This window comes from Actinomadura sp. 7K534 (assembly GCF_004348575.1).
Taxonomy (GTDB): Bacteria; Actinomycetota; Actinomycetes; order Streptosporangiales; family Streptosporangiaceae; genus Spirillospora; species Spirillospora livida.
The window spans coordinates 1-13,884 of sequence record NZ_SMKB01000082.1 but is presented as its reverse complement, the minus strand read 5'-3'; the positions used below and the strand labels follow the sequence as shown (position 1 = coordinate 13,884).

General features: G+C 70.6%; 11 protein-coding genes. 10 read left to right on the top strand and 1 reads right to left on the bottom strand.

Annotated elements, in window-relative coordinates:
• Nucleotides 1–5: 5 nt before the first annotated feature.
• The 8 genes from E1266_RS17905 to cydC all read left to right on the top strand — a co-directional run bounded on the left by E1266_RS17905 (nucleotide 6) and on the right by cydC (nucleotide 11,114).
• A complete protein-coding gene (locus tag E1266_RS17905; protein WP_207945732.1) occupies nucleotides 6–1,109 on the top strand; it encodes a hypothetical protein in 1,104 nt (367 codons plus the stop codon).
• Between the two features lie 71 nt (nucleotides 1,110–1,180).
• Complete coding sequence (locus E1266_RS17900) at nucleotides 1,181–2,446, top strand: ATP-grasp domain-containing protein (protein WP_132048362.1); 1,266 nt, start codon at nucleotides 1,181–1,183, stop codon at nucleotides 2,444–2,446.
• The gene (locus E1266_RS17895) at nucleotides 2,443–3,741 is read left to right on the top strand and encodes an MFS transporter (protein WP_132048360.1); all 1,299 of its coding nucleotides are present in this window, start codon (nucleotides 2,443–2,445) and stop codon (nucleotides 3,739–3,741) included. The genes E1266_RS17900 and E1266_RS17895 overlap by 4 nt, the downstream gene beginning before the upstream one ends.
• 119 nt (nucleotides 3,742–3,860) lie before the next feature.
• Nucleotides 3,861–5,120 (top strand): ATP-grasp domain-containing protein, encoded by a 1,260-nt coding sequence (locus tag E1266_RS17890; RefSeq protein ID WP_132048359.1) that lies wholly within the window; start codon nucleotides 3,861–3,863, stop codon nucleotides 5,118–5,120.
• Nucleotides 5,121–5,273: 153 nt separating this feature from the next.
• Nucleotides 5,274–6,683, top strand: coding sequence for a cytochrome ubiquinol oxidase subunit I (locus E1266_RS17885; protein ID WP_132048357.1), 1,410 nt, complete (start codon nucleotides 5,274–5,276; stop codon nucleotides 6,681–6,683).
• A gap of 14 nt (nucleotides 6,684–6,697) precedes the next feature.
• Nucleotides 6,698–7,708 (top strand): cytochrome d ubiquinol oxidase subunit II, encoded by a 1,011-nt coding sequence (gene cydB, locus E1266_RS17880; protein WP_132048355.1) that lies wholly within the window; start codon nucleotides 6,698–6,700, stop codon nucleotides 7,706–7,708.
• Nucleotides 7,705–9,369, top strand: a complete 1,665-nt coding sequence (gene cydD / locus E1266_RS38835) for a thiol reductant ABC exporter subunit CydD (RefSeq protein WP_207945731.1) — start codon at nucleotides 7,705–7,707, stop codon at nucleotides 9,367–9,369. Before cydB ends, cydD begins: the two co-directional genes overlap by 4 nt.
• On the top strand, nucleotides 9,366–11,114 hold the full coding sequence (cydC, locus tag E1266_RS38830; protein ID WP_207945730.1) for a thiol reductant ABC exporter subunit CydC: 1,749 nt from the start codon (nucleotides 9,366–9,368) through the stop codon (nucleotides 11,112–11,114). Before cydD ends, cydC begins: the two co-directional genes overlap by 4 nt.
• Before the next feature lie 38 nt (nucleotides 11,115–11,152).
• Here cydC and E1266_RS17870 read toward each other — a convergent pair whose 3' ends face one another.
• The gene (locus E1266_RS17870; protein WP_132048353.1) at nucleotides 11,153–11,557 is read right to left on the bottom strand and encodes a hypothetical protein; all 405 of its coding nucleotides are present in this window, start codon (nucleotides 11,555–11,557) and stop codon (nucleotides 11,153–11,155) included.
• A 916-nt stretch (nucleotides 11,558–12,473) separates the two neighbouring features.
• On the opposite strand from E1266_RS17870, the gene E1266_RS17865 reads away from it, so the two are divergent.
• Nucleotides 12,474–13,268, top strand: a complete 795-nt coding sequence (locus tag E1266_RS17865) for a family 16 glycosylhydrolase (protein WP_132048351.1) — start codon at nucleotides 12,474–12,476, stop codon at nucleotides 13,266–13,268.
• 299 nt (nucleotides 13,269–13,567) lie between these two features.
• Complete coding sequence (locus E1266_RS17860; RefSeq protein WP_132048349.1) at nucleotides 13,568–13,882, top strand: hypothetical protein; 315 nt, start codon at nucleotides 13,568–13,570, stop codon at nucleotides 13,880–13,882.
• Nucleotides 13,883–13,884: the final 2 nt, after the last annotated feature.

Here is a 13,884-nt window from a genome sequence, read left to right as displayed (position 1 = left end):
ACTCCATGGCTGAGGAATCCGTGCCGGTCGGCTCGTACAACGAGTGGGACCCGCTCGAAGAGGTGATCGTCGGCGTGATCGACGGGGCCGCGGTGCCGCCGTGGCACCCGGCGGTCGAGGCGACGGTGCCGCCGGAGGCATGGGACTTCTACCGGCGCAACGGCGGCGGCGGGTTCCCGGAGGAGCAGGTCGAGGCGGCCCGCGAGGAGCTTGAGGGGTTCGTGTCGATCCTGGAGGGCGAGGGGGTGACGGTGCGGCGGCCCGACCCGGTCGACCAGTCGCGGTCGTTCGGCACCGCCGACTGGTCGTCCACCGGCGGGTCGTCGCACACCTTCCCGCGCGACATCGCGCTGATCGCCGGCGACCAGATCGTCGAGGCGACGATGGGGTGGCGGTCGTACTACTTCGCCACCCACCCGTTCCGGACGATCTTCAAGGACTACTTCCGGCGCGGGGCCCGCTGGGTCGCCGCGCCGAAGCCGCAGCTCACCGACGCGTCCTACAACCCGGGCTACGCCTCGGCCAAGCCCGAGACGCCGTCCCTGGACGACCCGTTCCCGGACGCGACGTCCGTCATCACCGAGTTCGAGCCGATCGTGGACGCGGGCGACTTCATGCGGTTCGGCCGCGACATCCTCGTCCAGCGCAGCCACGTCACCAACCGGTTCGGCATCGAGTGGGTGAGGCGGCTGCTCGGCGACGAGTTCCGGGTGCACGAGGTGGCGTTCCTGGACGACCACCCGATGCACCTCAACGCCACGTTCGTCCCGCTGCGGCCGGGCCGGGTGCTGATCAACCCCGAACGGGTGCCCGAGATGCCGGAGATGTTCGCCGACTGGGACACGGTGGTGTGCCCCGAGCCCGCCATCCCCGCCGACCAGACGATGTACTTCTGCAGCCGCTGGATCGCGATGAACACGCTGATGCTCGACCAGGACCGCATCTTCGTGGAGGCGCAGGAGACCGAGCTCCTGCGGCTGCTGGAGAAGGAGGGCTTCACCCCCATCCCCGTCCCGTTCCGGACCGTCAACACGTTCGGCGGGGGCTTCCACTGCGCCACCCTCGACGTCCGCCGGCGCGGGGCGCTCGAGGACTACTTCACGTCCTGACCAGCCATACGGGCGCCCGCCGGCGCGCGGAGTTCCGGCGGGGGCGGGCGCCCATCGAGGGAGAACCAACGATGGCGACACACGACCGCCCCCATCTGCTCGTGATCGCGACGGGCTGGAGGGTCTACCGGGAGTACCTGCTGCGGTCGATCAGCGAGCGGTTCCGGGTGCACCTCTTCCACGTCGCCGAGCCGACCTGGGAGAAGGAGTACATCGCCGGGTGGACCGTGGTGCCGAGCACCATCGACGGCCCGGCGATGGCCGAGGAGGCGCTGCGCCTGGCCGAGCGCGAGCCGGTCGACGGCGTGCTGTGCTGGGACGAGGCGCGGATCCTGCCGACCGCGCACGTCACCGAGGCGCTCGGCGTGCCCGGCGGCGGCCCCGACACGATCCTGCGGGTGCGGGACAAGGGGCGGACCCGCGCGGCCCTCGACGCGGCCGGCGTGCCGCAGCCGCGCTCGGCCCCGGTGACGACGCTGGACGAGGCGCTCCGCGCGGCCGAGGACATCGGCTACCCGGTCGTGCTGAAGCCGCGCGGCCTCGCCGCCAGCCTCGGCGTCGTGCGGGTCAAGGACGCCGGCGAGCTCCGCGACCGCTTCGAGTTCTCGCTCTCGGCCAAGGCGCCGGACCCGGTCGGATTGGACATGCCCACGCCGCTGCTGGTCGAGGAGTGCGTGACCGGCGAGGAGATCAGCGTCGACGCCGTCGTGCGGCACGGCGAGGTCTCCGCGCTCTACGTCGGCCGGAAGGTCGTCGGCTACCCGCCGTACATGGAGGAGGTGGGGCATGTCGTCGCGGGCGACGACCCCCTGCTGTCCGACAAGGGCCTGCTGGACGCACTGCAGAACGCGCACACCGCGCTGGACTTCCGCGACGGCTGGACGCACACGGAGTTCATCCTCACCGCCGACGGCCCGAAGCTCATCGAGGTGAACGGGCGGCTCGGCGGCGACATGATCCCCTATCTCGGCAGGCTGGCGACGGGGGTCGATCCCGGCCACGCCGCGGCGGCGGTGGCGTGCGGGCTGGCCCCGGACGTCACGGCGGCGCACGCCAGGGCCGCGGGCATCCGCTTCTTCTACCCGGCGGAGGAGGACACCACGATCGCGTCGGTCGGCTTCGACCAGAACCGGCTGCCCGAGGCGATCGACCAGGTCTCTCCGATGGTCCTCCCCGGCACGGTCGTGTCACCGCCGCCGAAGGGGATCGTGCTCGGCCGCATCGCCTTCGCGACGGCCGTCACCGACACCGTGCCGGAGTGCCATGACGCGCTCCAGGCCGCCGGCGCCGCACTCGTGGTCGAGACCGGCGCACCGGAGAGCGGGGAACCGGCGTGAGCGCGACCGGAGAGCACGCGACCGTCCTCGGCACCGTACGGGAGATGCCGAGGACGGTCCGCATCCTCGTCGTCGGCAACTTCATCACCAGCCTCGCGGCCTTCCTCAACGCGTTCCTGGTGCTGTTCCTGACCCACCGGGGCTTCTCCGCGTTCGACGCCGGGGTCGCCTTCACCGCGCTGATGGTCGGCCGGATCTCCGGGACGGCCGTGGGCGGCGCGGTCGCCGACCGGATCGGCTACCGCCTGGTCATCGTCTGGTCGATGTTCGGCTCGGCGGTGCTGACGGCGCTGCTCGTGCACGCCTCGAACCTGTGGACGGCAGTGATCGTCGCGGGGCTCGCCGGGCTGTTCAACCAGGCGTACCGGCCCGCGTCCCAGGCGTGGGTCGTGGAGCTCACGCCGATGAACCGCCAGGTCATGGTGTTCTCGTTCCTGCGGCTGACCTTCAACCTCGGGTCCACGCTGGGACCGCTCGGCGCGGCGCTGCTGCTCGTGTACGCGTCGTACGACGTGCTGTTCTACGCGGACGCGGGCGGTTCGCTGGTGTTCGGCCTGTTCGCGCTGGTGGCGCTGAAGCCCGGCTCGCCGGGCGAGTCCCCCGCCGGGGTCGGCGGGACGGACGAGGGCGGCGCGGAGGCCGTACCCGGAGGCGGGTACCGCAGGGTGCTCACCGACGGCCGCTTCGTCCTCTTCATCGTCGGGCTCTTCCTGACCGCGATCACCTACATCCAGGTCTCGGCGACCCTGCCGCTGTTCGTGCAGAGCATCGGGCACACCGAGCGGCTGTACGCCGTGCTGCTCGCGATCAACGGCTTCGTGGTGATCGTCTTCGAGGTGCTGCTGTCGAAGTGGACGCAGAAGCTGCCGATCGGGCTGCCGATGGCGGTCGGCATGGCGCTGCTCGGCGTCGGCTACCTGATGTACCTCGGGCCCACCTCGGTCGGCCTGCTCGCCCTCGCGACCGTGGTGTGGACGTTCGGCGAGGTGGTCGCGGCGCCGTCGATGATGGCCTACCCCGGCATCATCGCGCCGCCGGAGCTGCGGGCCCGCTACATCGCGGCGGCGACCGTCCCGCAGCAGGCCGGCTACGCCGTCGGCCCGCTGATCGGCGTCGCCGCCTGGCACTCCTGGGGCGACGGCGTGTGGGCGCTGACCGGGTCGTTCGGGATCGTCGCGGCGGTGCTCGTCGCGGTCGGCGCGGGCCTGTCGCGCGCCCGGCCGGCGGACGGACCCGACGGCCCCGACGAGCCCGAGGACCTGGCGCCGGCGACCACGTCCAAGGGAGGCGACTGACGCACGCGCCCGCCCGCGCCCCGCTCGCATCCCGCGCCGGGTCGCGGGCGGGCCACCCGCGGGTGACCGCGCAACCAACGAAGCAAGACCGGAGCAAGACCGGAGCAAGGGTGAACATCATGGACAGACCAGTCGTGGCGATCGTGCGGCCCTTCACCTCGGCGGCGATGGTCGCCCCCGCCCTCCGGGAGGCGGGGTTCAGCCCGGTGGCCGTGATGGACTACACGGGTCCGTCGCTGGCGCCGCTGCACTCCTCGCACGACCCCGGGGCCTATGACGCGGTCATCAACCACCACGGCGACATGGCCGGGACCATCGAGCGGCTCGGCGGGCTCAAGCCGATCGCCGTCATCCCCGGCGTCGAGGCGGCGCTGCGGCTCGCCCAGGAGTGCTCGGACGCGCTCGCGCCCGAGTTCTCCAACGTCGCCGAGCTGGTGGACGCCCGGCGCCACAAGTACCTCATGCACCAGGCGCTCACCGACGCCGGGCTGCCCGTCCCGCGGCAGATCTCCACCCGCGACCCCGAGGCGGTCGCCGCCTGGATCGAGCGGGAGGGGCTCGCGGGCAAGGACCTCGTCGTCAAGCCGCCGACCAGCGCCGGGACCGTCGGGGTCAGCCGCGCGCCGGGCGGCCAGGGCTGGCGCGAGCTGTTCACCGCGATGCTCGGCACCCGCGACAAGCTGGACGTGCTGGCCGAGGAGGTGCTCGTCCAGGAGATGATGACCGGCACCGAGTACGCCATCGACACGGTCAGCCACGACGGGCGGCACTCGATCACCGACATGATCAAGTACAAGCGGGTGCCGTTCGGCGAGGGCATCGCGGTGTACGACTGCGTGGAGTGGCTGCCCTACGACACCGACGCCTACGGCGAGCTGATCGACTACGGGCTGGCCGCGCTGGACGCGGTGGGCCTGCGCAACTGGGCGGCGCACACCGAGGTCATGATGACCCCGGACGGGCCGCGGCTGCTGGAGGTCAACGCGCGGCTGGCCGGCGCGGGCAACCCCGCGGTCACCGAGATCGCCACGGGGGAGAGCCAGGTCACCCGGATCGTGGACGTCTGCCGCGGCCTCGGCCCGCAGATGCCGCCCGGCTACACGCTGCGGCAGAACGTCATGGCGGTGTTCCTGATGTCGCACTCGACCGGCATCGTGCGCAACGCGGAGATCTACGACCAGGCCCGCGACCTGCCGAGCTACCACTCGCCGGTGCACGTGGTCGGGACGGGCGACCACGTGGACGCCAGCACCGACCTGTTCGCCAGCATGACGATGGGCTACATCATCCTCGCCCACGAGGACGCGGCGCAGATCCACGCCGACCGGGAGGCCATCCGCAAGATCGAGAAGGACCTGGTGGTCGACGCCGACGCCTGACCCGCCGACGCTCGCGCAGCCCCCGGGCCGACCGGCCCGGGGGCTGTGACGCATCAGACGGTCTCCCGGCCACCTCGGCATCTACTACAGCTCGTAGTATGTCTGACAGCACGTAGTACTACAGCTTGTAGTAGTAGCCGGAGGCCCGCGAGCATGGACCCTGTCGACATCGCCCGGTGGCAGTTCGGGATCACCACCGTGTACCACTTCCTGTTCGTCCCGCTGACGATCGGGCTGTCCGCGCTCGTCGCGATCCTGGAGACGGCGTGGATCCGGACCGGCAAGACCGCCTACCTGCGCGCCACGAAGTTCTGGGGCAAGCTCTTCCTGATCAACTTCGCGATGGGGATCGTCACCGGGATCGTGCAGGAGTTCCAGTTCGGCATGAACTGGAGTGACTACTCCCGCTTCGTCGGCGACGTCTTCGGTGCCCCGCTCGCCATCGAGGGGCTGCTCGCGTTCTTCGTCGAGTCGACCTTCCTCGGGCTGTGGATCTTCGGCTGGGACCGGCTGCCCAAGCTCCTGCACGTGATGTGCATGTGGCTGGTGTCCATCGGCACCGTGCTCTCGGCGTTCTTCATCCTCGCCGCGAACTCCTGGATGCAGAACCCGGTCGGCTACCGCATCGACGAGGAGGCCGGGCGCGCCGTCCTCACCGACTTCTGGGCCGTGCTCACCAACCCGGTGCACCTCGCGGCGTTCCCGCACACGATCACCGCCGCGTTCGTCACCGGCGGCATGTTCATGGCCGGCGTCAGCGCCTGGCACCTGGCCCGGCGCAAGAACGTCGAGGTGTTCCGCCCGTCGCTCAAGCTCGCGCTGGGCGTCACCCTCGTCGCCTCGATCGGCGTCGCCATCAGCGGCGACCTGCTCGGCAAGACGATGACCGAGCGGCAGCCGATGAAGATGGCCGCGGCCGAGGCGATCTACGAGACCGAGCGGCCCGCCGGGCTGTCGCTGTTCGCCGTCGGCACCCCCGACGGCGGCGAGGAGATCTTCGGGATCAAGGTGCCGGCCGTCCTGTCGTTCCTGTCCACCGGCAGCTGGGACGGCGAGGTCCGCGGCATCAACGACCTCCAGGCCGAGGCGGAGGCCGCCCACGGGCCCGGCGACTACCGGCCGTTCGTCCCCGTCGTCTACTGGAACTTCCGGCTCATGGTCGGCGTCGGGTTCCTCACCGCGCTGATCTCGGCGGCCGGGCTCGTGCTGCTGCGGCGCAGGGGCCTGCCGGCCAGCCCGTGGATCTACCGGGTCGGCGTGCTGTCGCTGACGCTCCCGTTCATCGCCAACTCCGCCGGATGGATCTTCACCGAGATGGGGCGGCAGCCCTGGTCGGTCTACGGCGTGCTGAAGACGTCGGCGAGCGTCTCCCCGGGCGTCAGCGCGGGCTCGATGCTGATCTCCGTCGTCGCGCTGACCGCGCTGTACGGCGTCCTGATGGTCATCGAGGCCGGGCTGATGATCAGGTACGCCAAGGCCGGGCCGCCCTCGGAGGACGAGGTCCTGCCGCCGGACTCCGCCGATGACGACGACTCCGAGCGCTCGCTCGCGTTCGCCTACTGAGAGGGCCGCCGGTCATGGAACTCACCACCGTCTGGTTCATCATCATCGCCTTCCTGTGGACGAGCTACTTCTTCCTGGAGGGGTTCGACTTCGGCGTCGGGATGCTCCTGCCCGTCCTCGGCCGCGACGACGTCGAGCGCCGCGTCGTCATCAACACCATCGGGCCCGTCTGGGACGGCAACGAGGTGTGGTTCATCGTCGCGGGCGCCGCCATGTTCGCCGCGTTCCCCGAGTGGTACGCCACCCTGTTCAGCGGCTTCTACCTGCCGCTGCTCGCCATCCTGCTCGCGCTGATCGTCCGCGGTGTCGCGTTCGAGTACCGCGGCAAGTCCGACGACCCCCGGTGGCGCGCCCGCTGGGACAAGGCGATCTTCTGGGGCAGCCTCGTCCCGGCGTTCCTGTGGGGCGTCGCGTTCGCGAACATCGTCCGCGGCGTGCCGCTGGACGCCGACCACGAGTTCGTCGGCACCCTCACCGGCCTGCTCAATCCGTACGCGCTGCTCGGCGGGCTCACCACGATGATCCTGTTCGTCCTGCACGGGGCGGTGTTCCTCGCGCTGAAGACGTCCGGGGACATCCGCGCCCAGGCCCGCCGAGTCGCGGGCGTCGCCGCCGTCGCGGCCGTCGCCGCGGGCGGGAGCTTCCTGCTGATCACGCAGCTCCAGCACGGCAAGCCGGTGACCTGGCTGACCGCCGGAGGCGCCGCCGCCGCGCTGCTGTTCGCCGCCGCCGCCAACGGGCGGGGGCGCGAGGGCTGGGCGTTCATCGGCACCGGGACCGCCATCGTCCTCGCCGTCGCCACGCTGTTCACCGCGCTGTTCCCGGACGTCATGCCGTCCACCCTCGGCGCCGCGAACAGCCTGACCACCGAGAACGCCGCGTCCACCCACTACACGCTGACGATCATGACGTGGGTCGCGGTGGTGTTCACCCCGATCGTCATGATCTACCAGGGCTGGACGTACTGGGTGTTCCGCAAGCGCATCGGCACGTCCCACATCCCCGTGCGCGAGCCCGTGAAATGAAGCCCCTCGATCCCCGGCTGCTGAAGTACGCCCGGACGACGCGGATCTTCCTCCTGTCGTCCGTGGTGCTCGGCACCGCCACCGCCGGGCTGATCATCGCGCAGGCGACGCTGCTCGCCGGGATGCTCACCCGGGCGTTCCTCGGCGGCGCGTCCCTCGCCGACCTGCGCACCCCGATGCTGCTGCTGCTCGCCGTCGTCGCCGGGCGGACGCTCGTCGCGTGGCTGCAGGAGGTCGCGGCGCACCGCTCGTCCGCCGCGGTCAAGTCGCAGCTGCGCGGCCGGCTGCTCGCGCACTCGCTGCTCCTCGGCCCGCGCTGGCTCGCCGGGGAGCGCAGCGGCGAGCTGGCCACCCTCGCCACCCGCGGCATCGACGCGCTCGACGACTACTTCTCCCGCTACCTGCCGCAGCTCGTGCTCGCCGTGATCGTCCCGGTCGCGGTCGGCGCGCGGATCCTGCTCGGCGACTGGCTGTCCGCCGTGACGATCGCGGTGACGCTGCCGCTCATCCCGGTCTTCGCGATCCTGGTCGGGCTGACCACCCAGCGGAAGATGGACCGGCAGTGGCGGACGCTGTCCGTCCTCGCCGCGCACTTCCTGGACGTCGTCGCCGGGCTGCCCACCCTGAAGATCTTCGGCCGGGCGAAGGCGCAGGCCGCGAAGATCCGCGAGGTCACCGACCGGCACCGGCGCGCCACCATGTCGACGCTGCGGATCGCGTTCCTGTCCGCGCTCGTCCTGGAGCTGCTGTCGACGATCTCGGTCGCGCTCGTCGCCGTGTCGATCGGGCTGCGCCTGGTCGAGGGCGGCATGGGCCTGGAGACCGCGCTGCTCGTGCTGATCCTCGCGCCGGAGGCGTACCTCCCGCTGCGGGCGGTCGGCGCGCAGTACCACGCGAGCGTCGAGGGCCTCACCGCCGCCGCGCGGATCTTCGAGGTGATCGAGACGCCGGCGCCCGCGTGCCCGGGACGGGGCACCCGCACCGACGTGCCCGACCTCGCCCGCACCACGCTCCGCCTGGACCGCGTGACGGTCAACTACGACGGGCGCGGCGCCCCCGCGCTGGACGACTTCAGCCTCACCGTCCACCCTGGCGAGACCGTCGCGCTCACCGGGCCGAGCGGGACCGGCAAGTCGACCGTCCTCGCCGTGCTCCTCGGCTTCGTCCGCCCCGACACGGGACGCGTCATGGCCGACTGGGACGACCTCGCCGACCTCGACCCGGACGCCTGGCGCGCGCAGATCGCGTGGGTGCCGCAGCGCCCCCACCTGTTCGCCGGGACCGTCGCCGCCAACATCCGCCTCGGCCGCCCCGGCGCGTCCGACGCCGACGTCCGGGCCGCCGCCGCGGCCGCGAACGCGCTGGAGTTCATCGACGCCCTCCCGCTGGGCCTCGACACGCCGCTCGGCGAGCGGGGGCTCGGCCTGTCCGCCGGGCAGCGGCAGCGCATCGCCCTCGCCCGCGCCTTCCTGCGGGACGCGCCGCTCCTCCTGCTGGACGAGCCCACCTCGAACCTCGACGCGGAAAGCGAGGCGACCGTGATCGACGCCGTCCGCCGCCTGTCGGCCACCCGCACCGTGATCCTCGTCGCCCACCGCCCGGCCCTCGCCGCCGTGGCCGACCGCGCCGTCCCCATCGCCCCGGCGGCGGTGACGGCATGATCCTCCGGCTGCTCCGCTTCGCCCGGCCCGCCTGGGGGCGGCTCGTCATCGCCGTGGTGTTCGGAGTCCTGGCGCTCGGCAGCGGTGTCGGGCTGATGGCGGCCTCGGCGTGGCTCATCTCGCGGGCGGCGCAGCATCCGCCGGTGCTCACGCTGATGGTCGCGATCGTGGCCGTCCGGGCGTTCGGGCTCGGACGCGGCGTGTTCCGCTATGTCGAGCGCCTCGTCGGGCACGACGCGACGTTCCGCATCCTGGCCGACCTGCGGGCACGCGTGTACGAACGGCTGGAACGGCTCGCGCCGGGCGGGCTTCCGTCGTTCCGTGGCGGGGACCTCCTGAGCCGTCTGGTCGCCGATGTCGATGCCGTTCAGGACCTTTTTCTCAGGGTGCTTCTGCCCTGCGTGGTCGCCGCCGTCGTCGGAGGCGCATCCGTCGGCCTCGCCTGGGCACTGCTTCCGTCCGCCGGAGCCGTGCTCCTGTTCGCACTACTGCTCGCAGGTGTCGCCGCTCCTTGGTTGTCGTCCGCCATGGCCCGACGTGCCGAACGCCGGACGACCGACCTGCGCGGTGAGCTGACCTTGCACGTGGTCGACACCCTCCAGGGCGCACCGGAACTCATCGCCTACGGCGCCGCCCCCGCACAACTCGCCGAGGCGACGCGACTCGACCGCGACTTCACCCGCGCCACGGCCCGGTCCGCCACCACCGCCGGCGCCGGAGCGGCCATCTCGGCCCTGGCCGGGGGAATGGCCGTCTGGGGCAGCCTCGCGGTCGGTATCCCGGCCGTCCGCTCGGGTGTGCTCGACGGGGTCCTGCTCGCGGTGATCGTCCTCCTCCCGCTGGCCGCGTTCGAGGTTGTGGCTGGGCTGCCCTTGGCCGCCCAGTACATGGAACGGGTCCGCCGTTCGGCCACCCGGGTCTTCGCCGTCCTGGACAGCCCCGAGCCAGTACACGACCCTGCCGTCCCCACATCACTGCCTGCGGCGCCCTACACCCTCTCGGTGAAGAACCTGCGTGCCCGGTGGACATCCAAGGCCCCCTACGCGCTCGATGGCATCTCCCTCGACCTGACCCCAGGCCGCCGCTGCGCGATCGTCGGACCGAGCGGTTCCGGCAAGACCACGCTCACCGCCGTCCTGCTCCGCTTCCTGGAACCGACAGGCGGCCAGGCGACCCTCAACGGCGTAGACCTCCGCGCCCTGCGCGGCGATGACGTCCGCCAGGTCATCGGCCTCTGCGCCCAGGACGCCCACCTGTTCGACTCGACCATCGGAGAGAACGTCCGCCTGGCCCGTCCTGATGCGACCGAGGACGAGATCCGCGACGCCCTGCACCGCGCTCGCGTCCTCGACTGGGTCGACTCCCTGCCGCAGGGCCTCAACACCCACGTCGGCGAGCACGGCGCACAGGTATCCGGAGGCCAACGCCAACGCATCGCTCTGGCCCGCGCCCTCCTAGCGGACTTCCCGATCCTCCTACTGGACGAGCCAGCCGAACACCTGGACATCGCCACCGCCGACGCCCTAACCGCCGACCTACTAGCCGCCACCGAGGGCCGAACAACACTCCTGGTGACCCACCGCCTAGCCGGCCTGGACGCCGTGGACGCCGTGGACGAAATCATCGTCCTGGACAAGGGCGGCGTCACCGACCGCGGCACCCACGACGAGCTACTGACCCACCCCGGCACCTACCGCACCCTCTGGATCAGAGAACGCACCACCGAACCCGCCCAACCGCTCTAGATCCGGTGACGGTCCGGCCCCGACGGCGCTACAGGCCCTCACGAGTAAGGCGGCCATCCAGCCGGCGGGACGTTGACGGCCGCGCGCTGCTCCCAGGCCCAGGACGGCGGATGAACACCCCGGACGGTCAGTTCCGGGTTGGCCAGGGAGAGGCGGTACACCAGATCACGAAAGCCCTGTGTGGACCAGCGGCCAGGCCGTAGTCCGGTACGGTCGGCAGGTCCGGACAGGTAGCGCACGCGACTCCCGAGCCGGAACGAGCCACCCTCCCAGTGCACGCGGGCCGAGCCCCCTACCAATCGGGCGACCGGAGAGATCGTGACCTCTCTGATCTGCCTGACATCGACCTCCACGTTCTTTCCCAGACCACGAACGGACATGCGAAGATCCGGCGACAGGGTCACCATGCGAGAAACGCGGTCTCCGAAGAGGAACGCGAGCACCAGGCATAGCAGGTACCACAAAGAAACCCAGTGCCAGTTGGGCCCGAAAGGCCCACCCATGGCGGACCCGGGAACGATTACGACAAGCAGCAGAACGTATGCAGAAGTAAATGAGTGAGCCCAGTACTTGTAGTGCCAAGACCCGGCCACCGCGATCCCCTTCGCCGCTGGATGCTCCGCCATGCCACGGCCTGCTTTCTCTGACTACCTGCGGTCAGTCTCGCACTCCAGCGCGACCAAGGCGAGAAAGAAATACGCATACAGCGCAGACCAGCGCGCTACCGTCCGTGACCGAACGCACGCCTCCGCCCGCCGGACCTGCGCCCGGCAACGGCCCGCCCGGATCCTCCGCCACCGCCCGTGAAAGGTCTTGAAAACGCGCTGGTCCGCCCCGGAGGAACCTTCTTACGCTCCGTGGGCCGGACGAATCAGAGGGGCCCCGCCCAATGGCCGAACGACCCGCCGCACCCATCGACCGCCGGAAATTACTGGGCGTCACCGCGGGAGCGGCGGCGCCGGCGAGTGCGGTTCGGCGTGAACTACGTGCCGAGCAAGAACTGGTGGTTCTCCCGGTCGGACTGGGACCGCGCGACCTACGTGCGGGAAGAGCAACTCGACCGCCTCGAAGAACTGCTCGACCTCGCCGACCGCCGCCACCTCGACGTCGAAGTGACCGTCTTCATCGGCGCGTCCTGGCCATGGCAGAACGACGCCTACTGGACCCGCCAGGGCCTCGCCACCTCGGGCACCATGACCGCCGACCACACCCGGGCCGGATGGACCCAGGTCATCCAGCGCTACGGCTCCCTCTCCGTCTACGGTCTGGATGGACGCCGCCGACATCCCGCCTGGACGGAACGATCGATCCGCACCACCGCACTCGTCCTCCCGGACGACCTGACGAGAAGTGACCGCCATGCCCCCCACACGCCGAGCCTTCCTCATCGCCGGCGGCCTCGCCCCCGTGCTCAGCACCAGACCGGCCGCCGCGGCCACCTGGGAAACGGTGATCAACAACTCCTTCGCGAGCTACACCGCCCTGGAGTCGACCTGGAATTACCGCTACCCCTGGGGATCGGACCACAACGGCACCGCCCGGATGTACGGCAGCCCCTCCGACCACAACCACGTGTACATAGCGAGCCCCGGCGTTCTGACCCTGAAGGCGACCCGCATCACCTGGAACGAGGGCAACAGCTCCGCCGACCCGCACCTGCCGATCCGCTACCACTCGGGCGCAATCCACGCCCGGCAGCACCTCCTGGTCAACGACCAATTCCCGGACTGGGAGGTGAAGGGAGAGTTCCAGGCACCCTCAACCCGGGGAACCTGGCCCGCGTTCTGGCTGACCGGCGCCAACAGCTGGCCACCGGAAAGCGACATCCTGGAGTACAAGGGCGACGCACGGAACTGGTTCAACACGTACCGGAACGCCTCCGGCCAATGGTCCAGCACCATCGTCAACGTCTCCAACCCCGGCGCCTGGCACGGCTACCGTGCCTGGATCACCAAGGTGAACAGCACCGACGTCGACATCCACTACTACCTGGACGGCTCCTGGGTAGGCGGCCACCGCGGAGCCGACTTCGTCGGCCAGCCAATGTGGATAATCATCAACCTGCAGATGGAGGGCTCCTCAGGCTCGCCCGGCCCGACGTCCGACACCTACTACCGAGCCCGCAACCTCTACGTGGGCCGCTCCCGAACCTGAACGACTCACCGCCGATAACGCCGCTTCTCAGCCGTCCACGACAAATCCTCACCGCTGTGCCCATGCGACCCCCGGTACCAGGCGCGCATGTCACGACGGTTCTCCCGGGCCTCGCCCATCAACTGCGCCCCGTCCCGCAGCCGATGCCCCCGCCGCCGAAGCCGCCAATCGTAGACGGCCCCGAACCCAAACAGCAGAACAAAGAACCCGACAACTAGCCACAACCACATACACTCACCCTCCCCCCTCACGCGCCGCCTCAAAAGGAAATCCTGCACACACTGTGCGATCATCCCCAGATGGTCGAAGTGACCCTGGACATGGACGCCGACCCAACTCCGCTGCTAATCCTGCAGTCCGAATCATGGGAGATACACGTCTGGGCAACCCTCAAAGACCTATCCCGCCTAAGCGAGATCCGCGAGGCAACCTGGCCCAACCGACGCTCCCTACAAGCGGGCACCTGCGCAGGCACCCCCGTCTTCTGGTCACTGACCGCCGACGACCAGGCAACCCTCCTGATCGGCCAAGACGACGAAACCTGGGACGCCGCCCTACTCATCCCACTGACAACAGTGGACGCCATCGCCGCCCTAACCCGCCAACCCCCGTAACC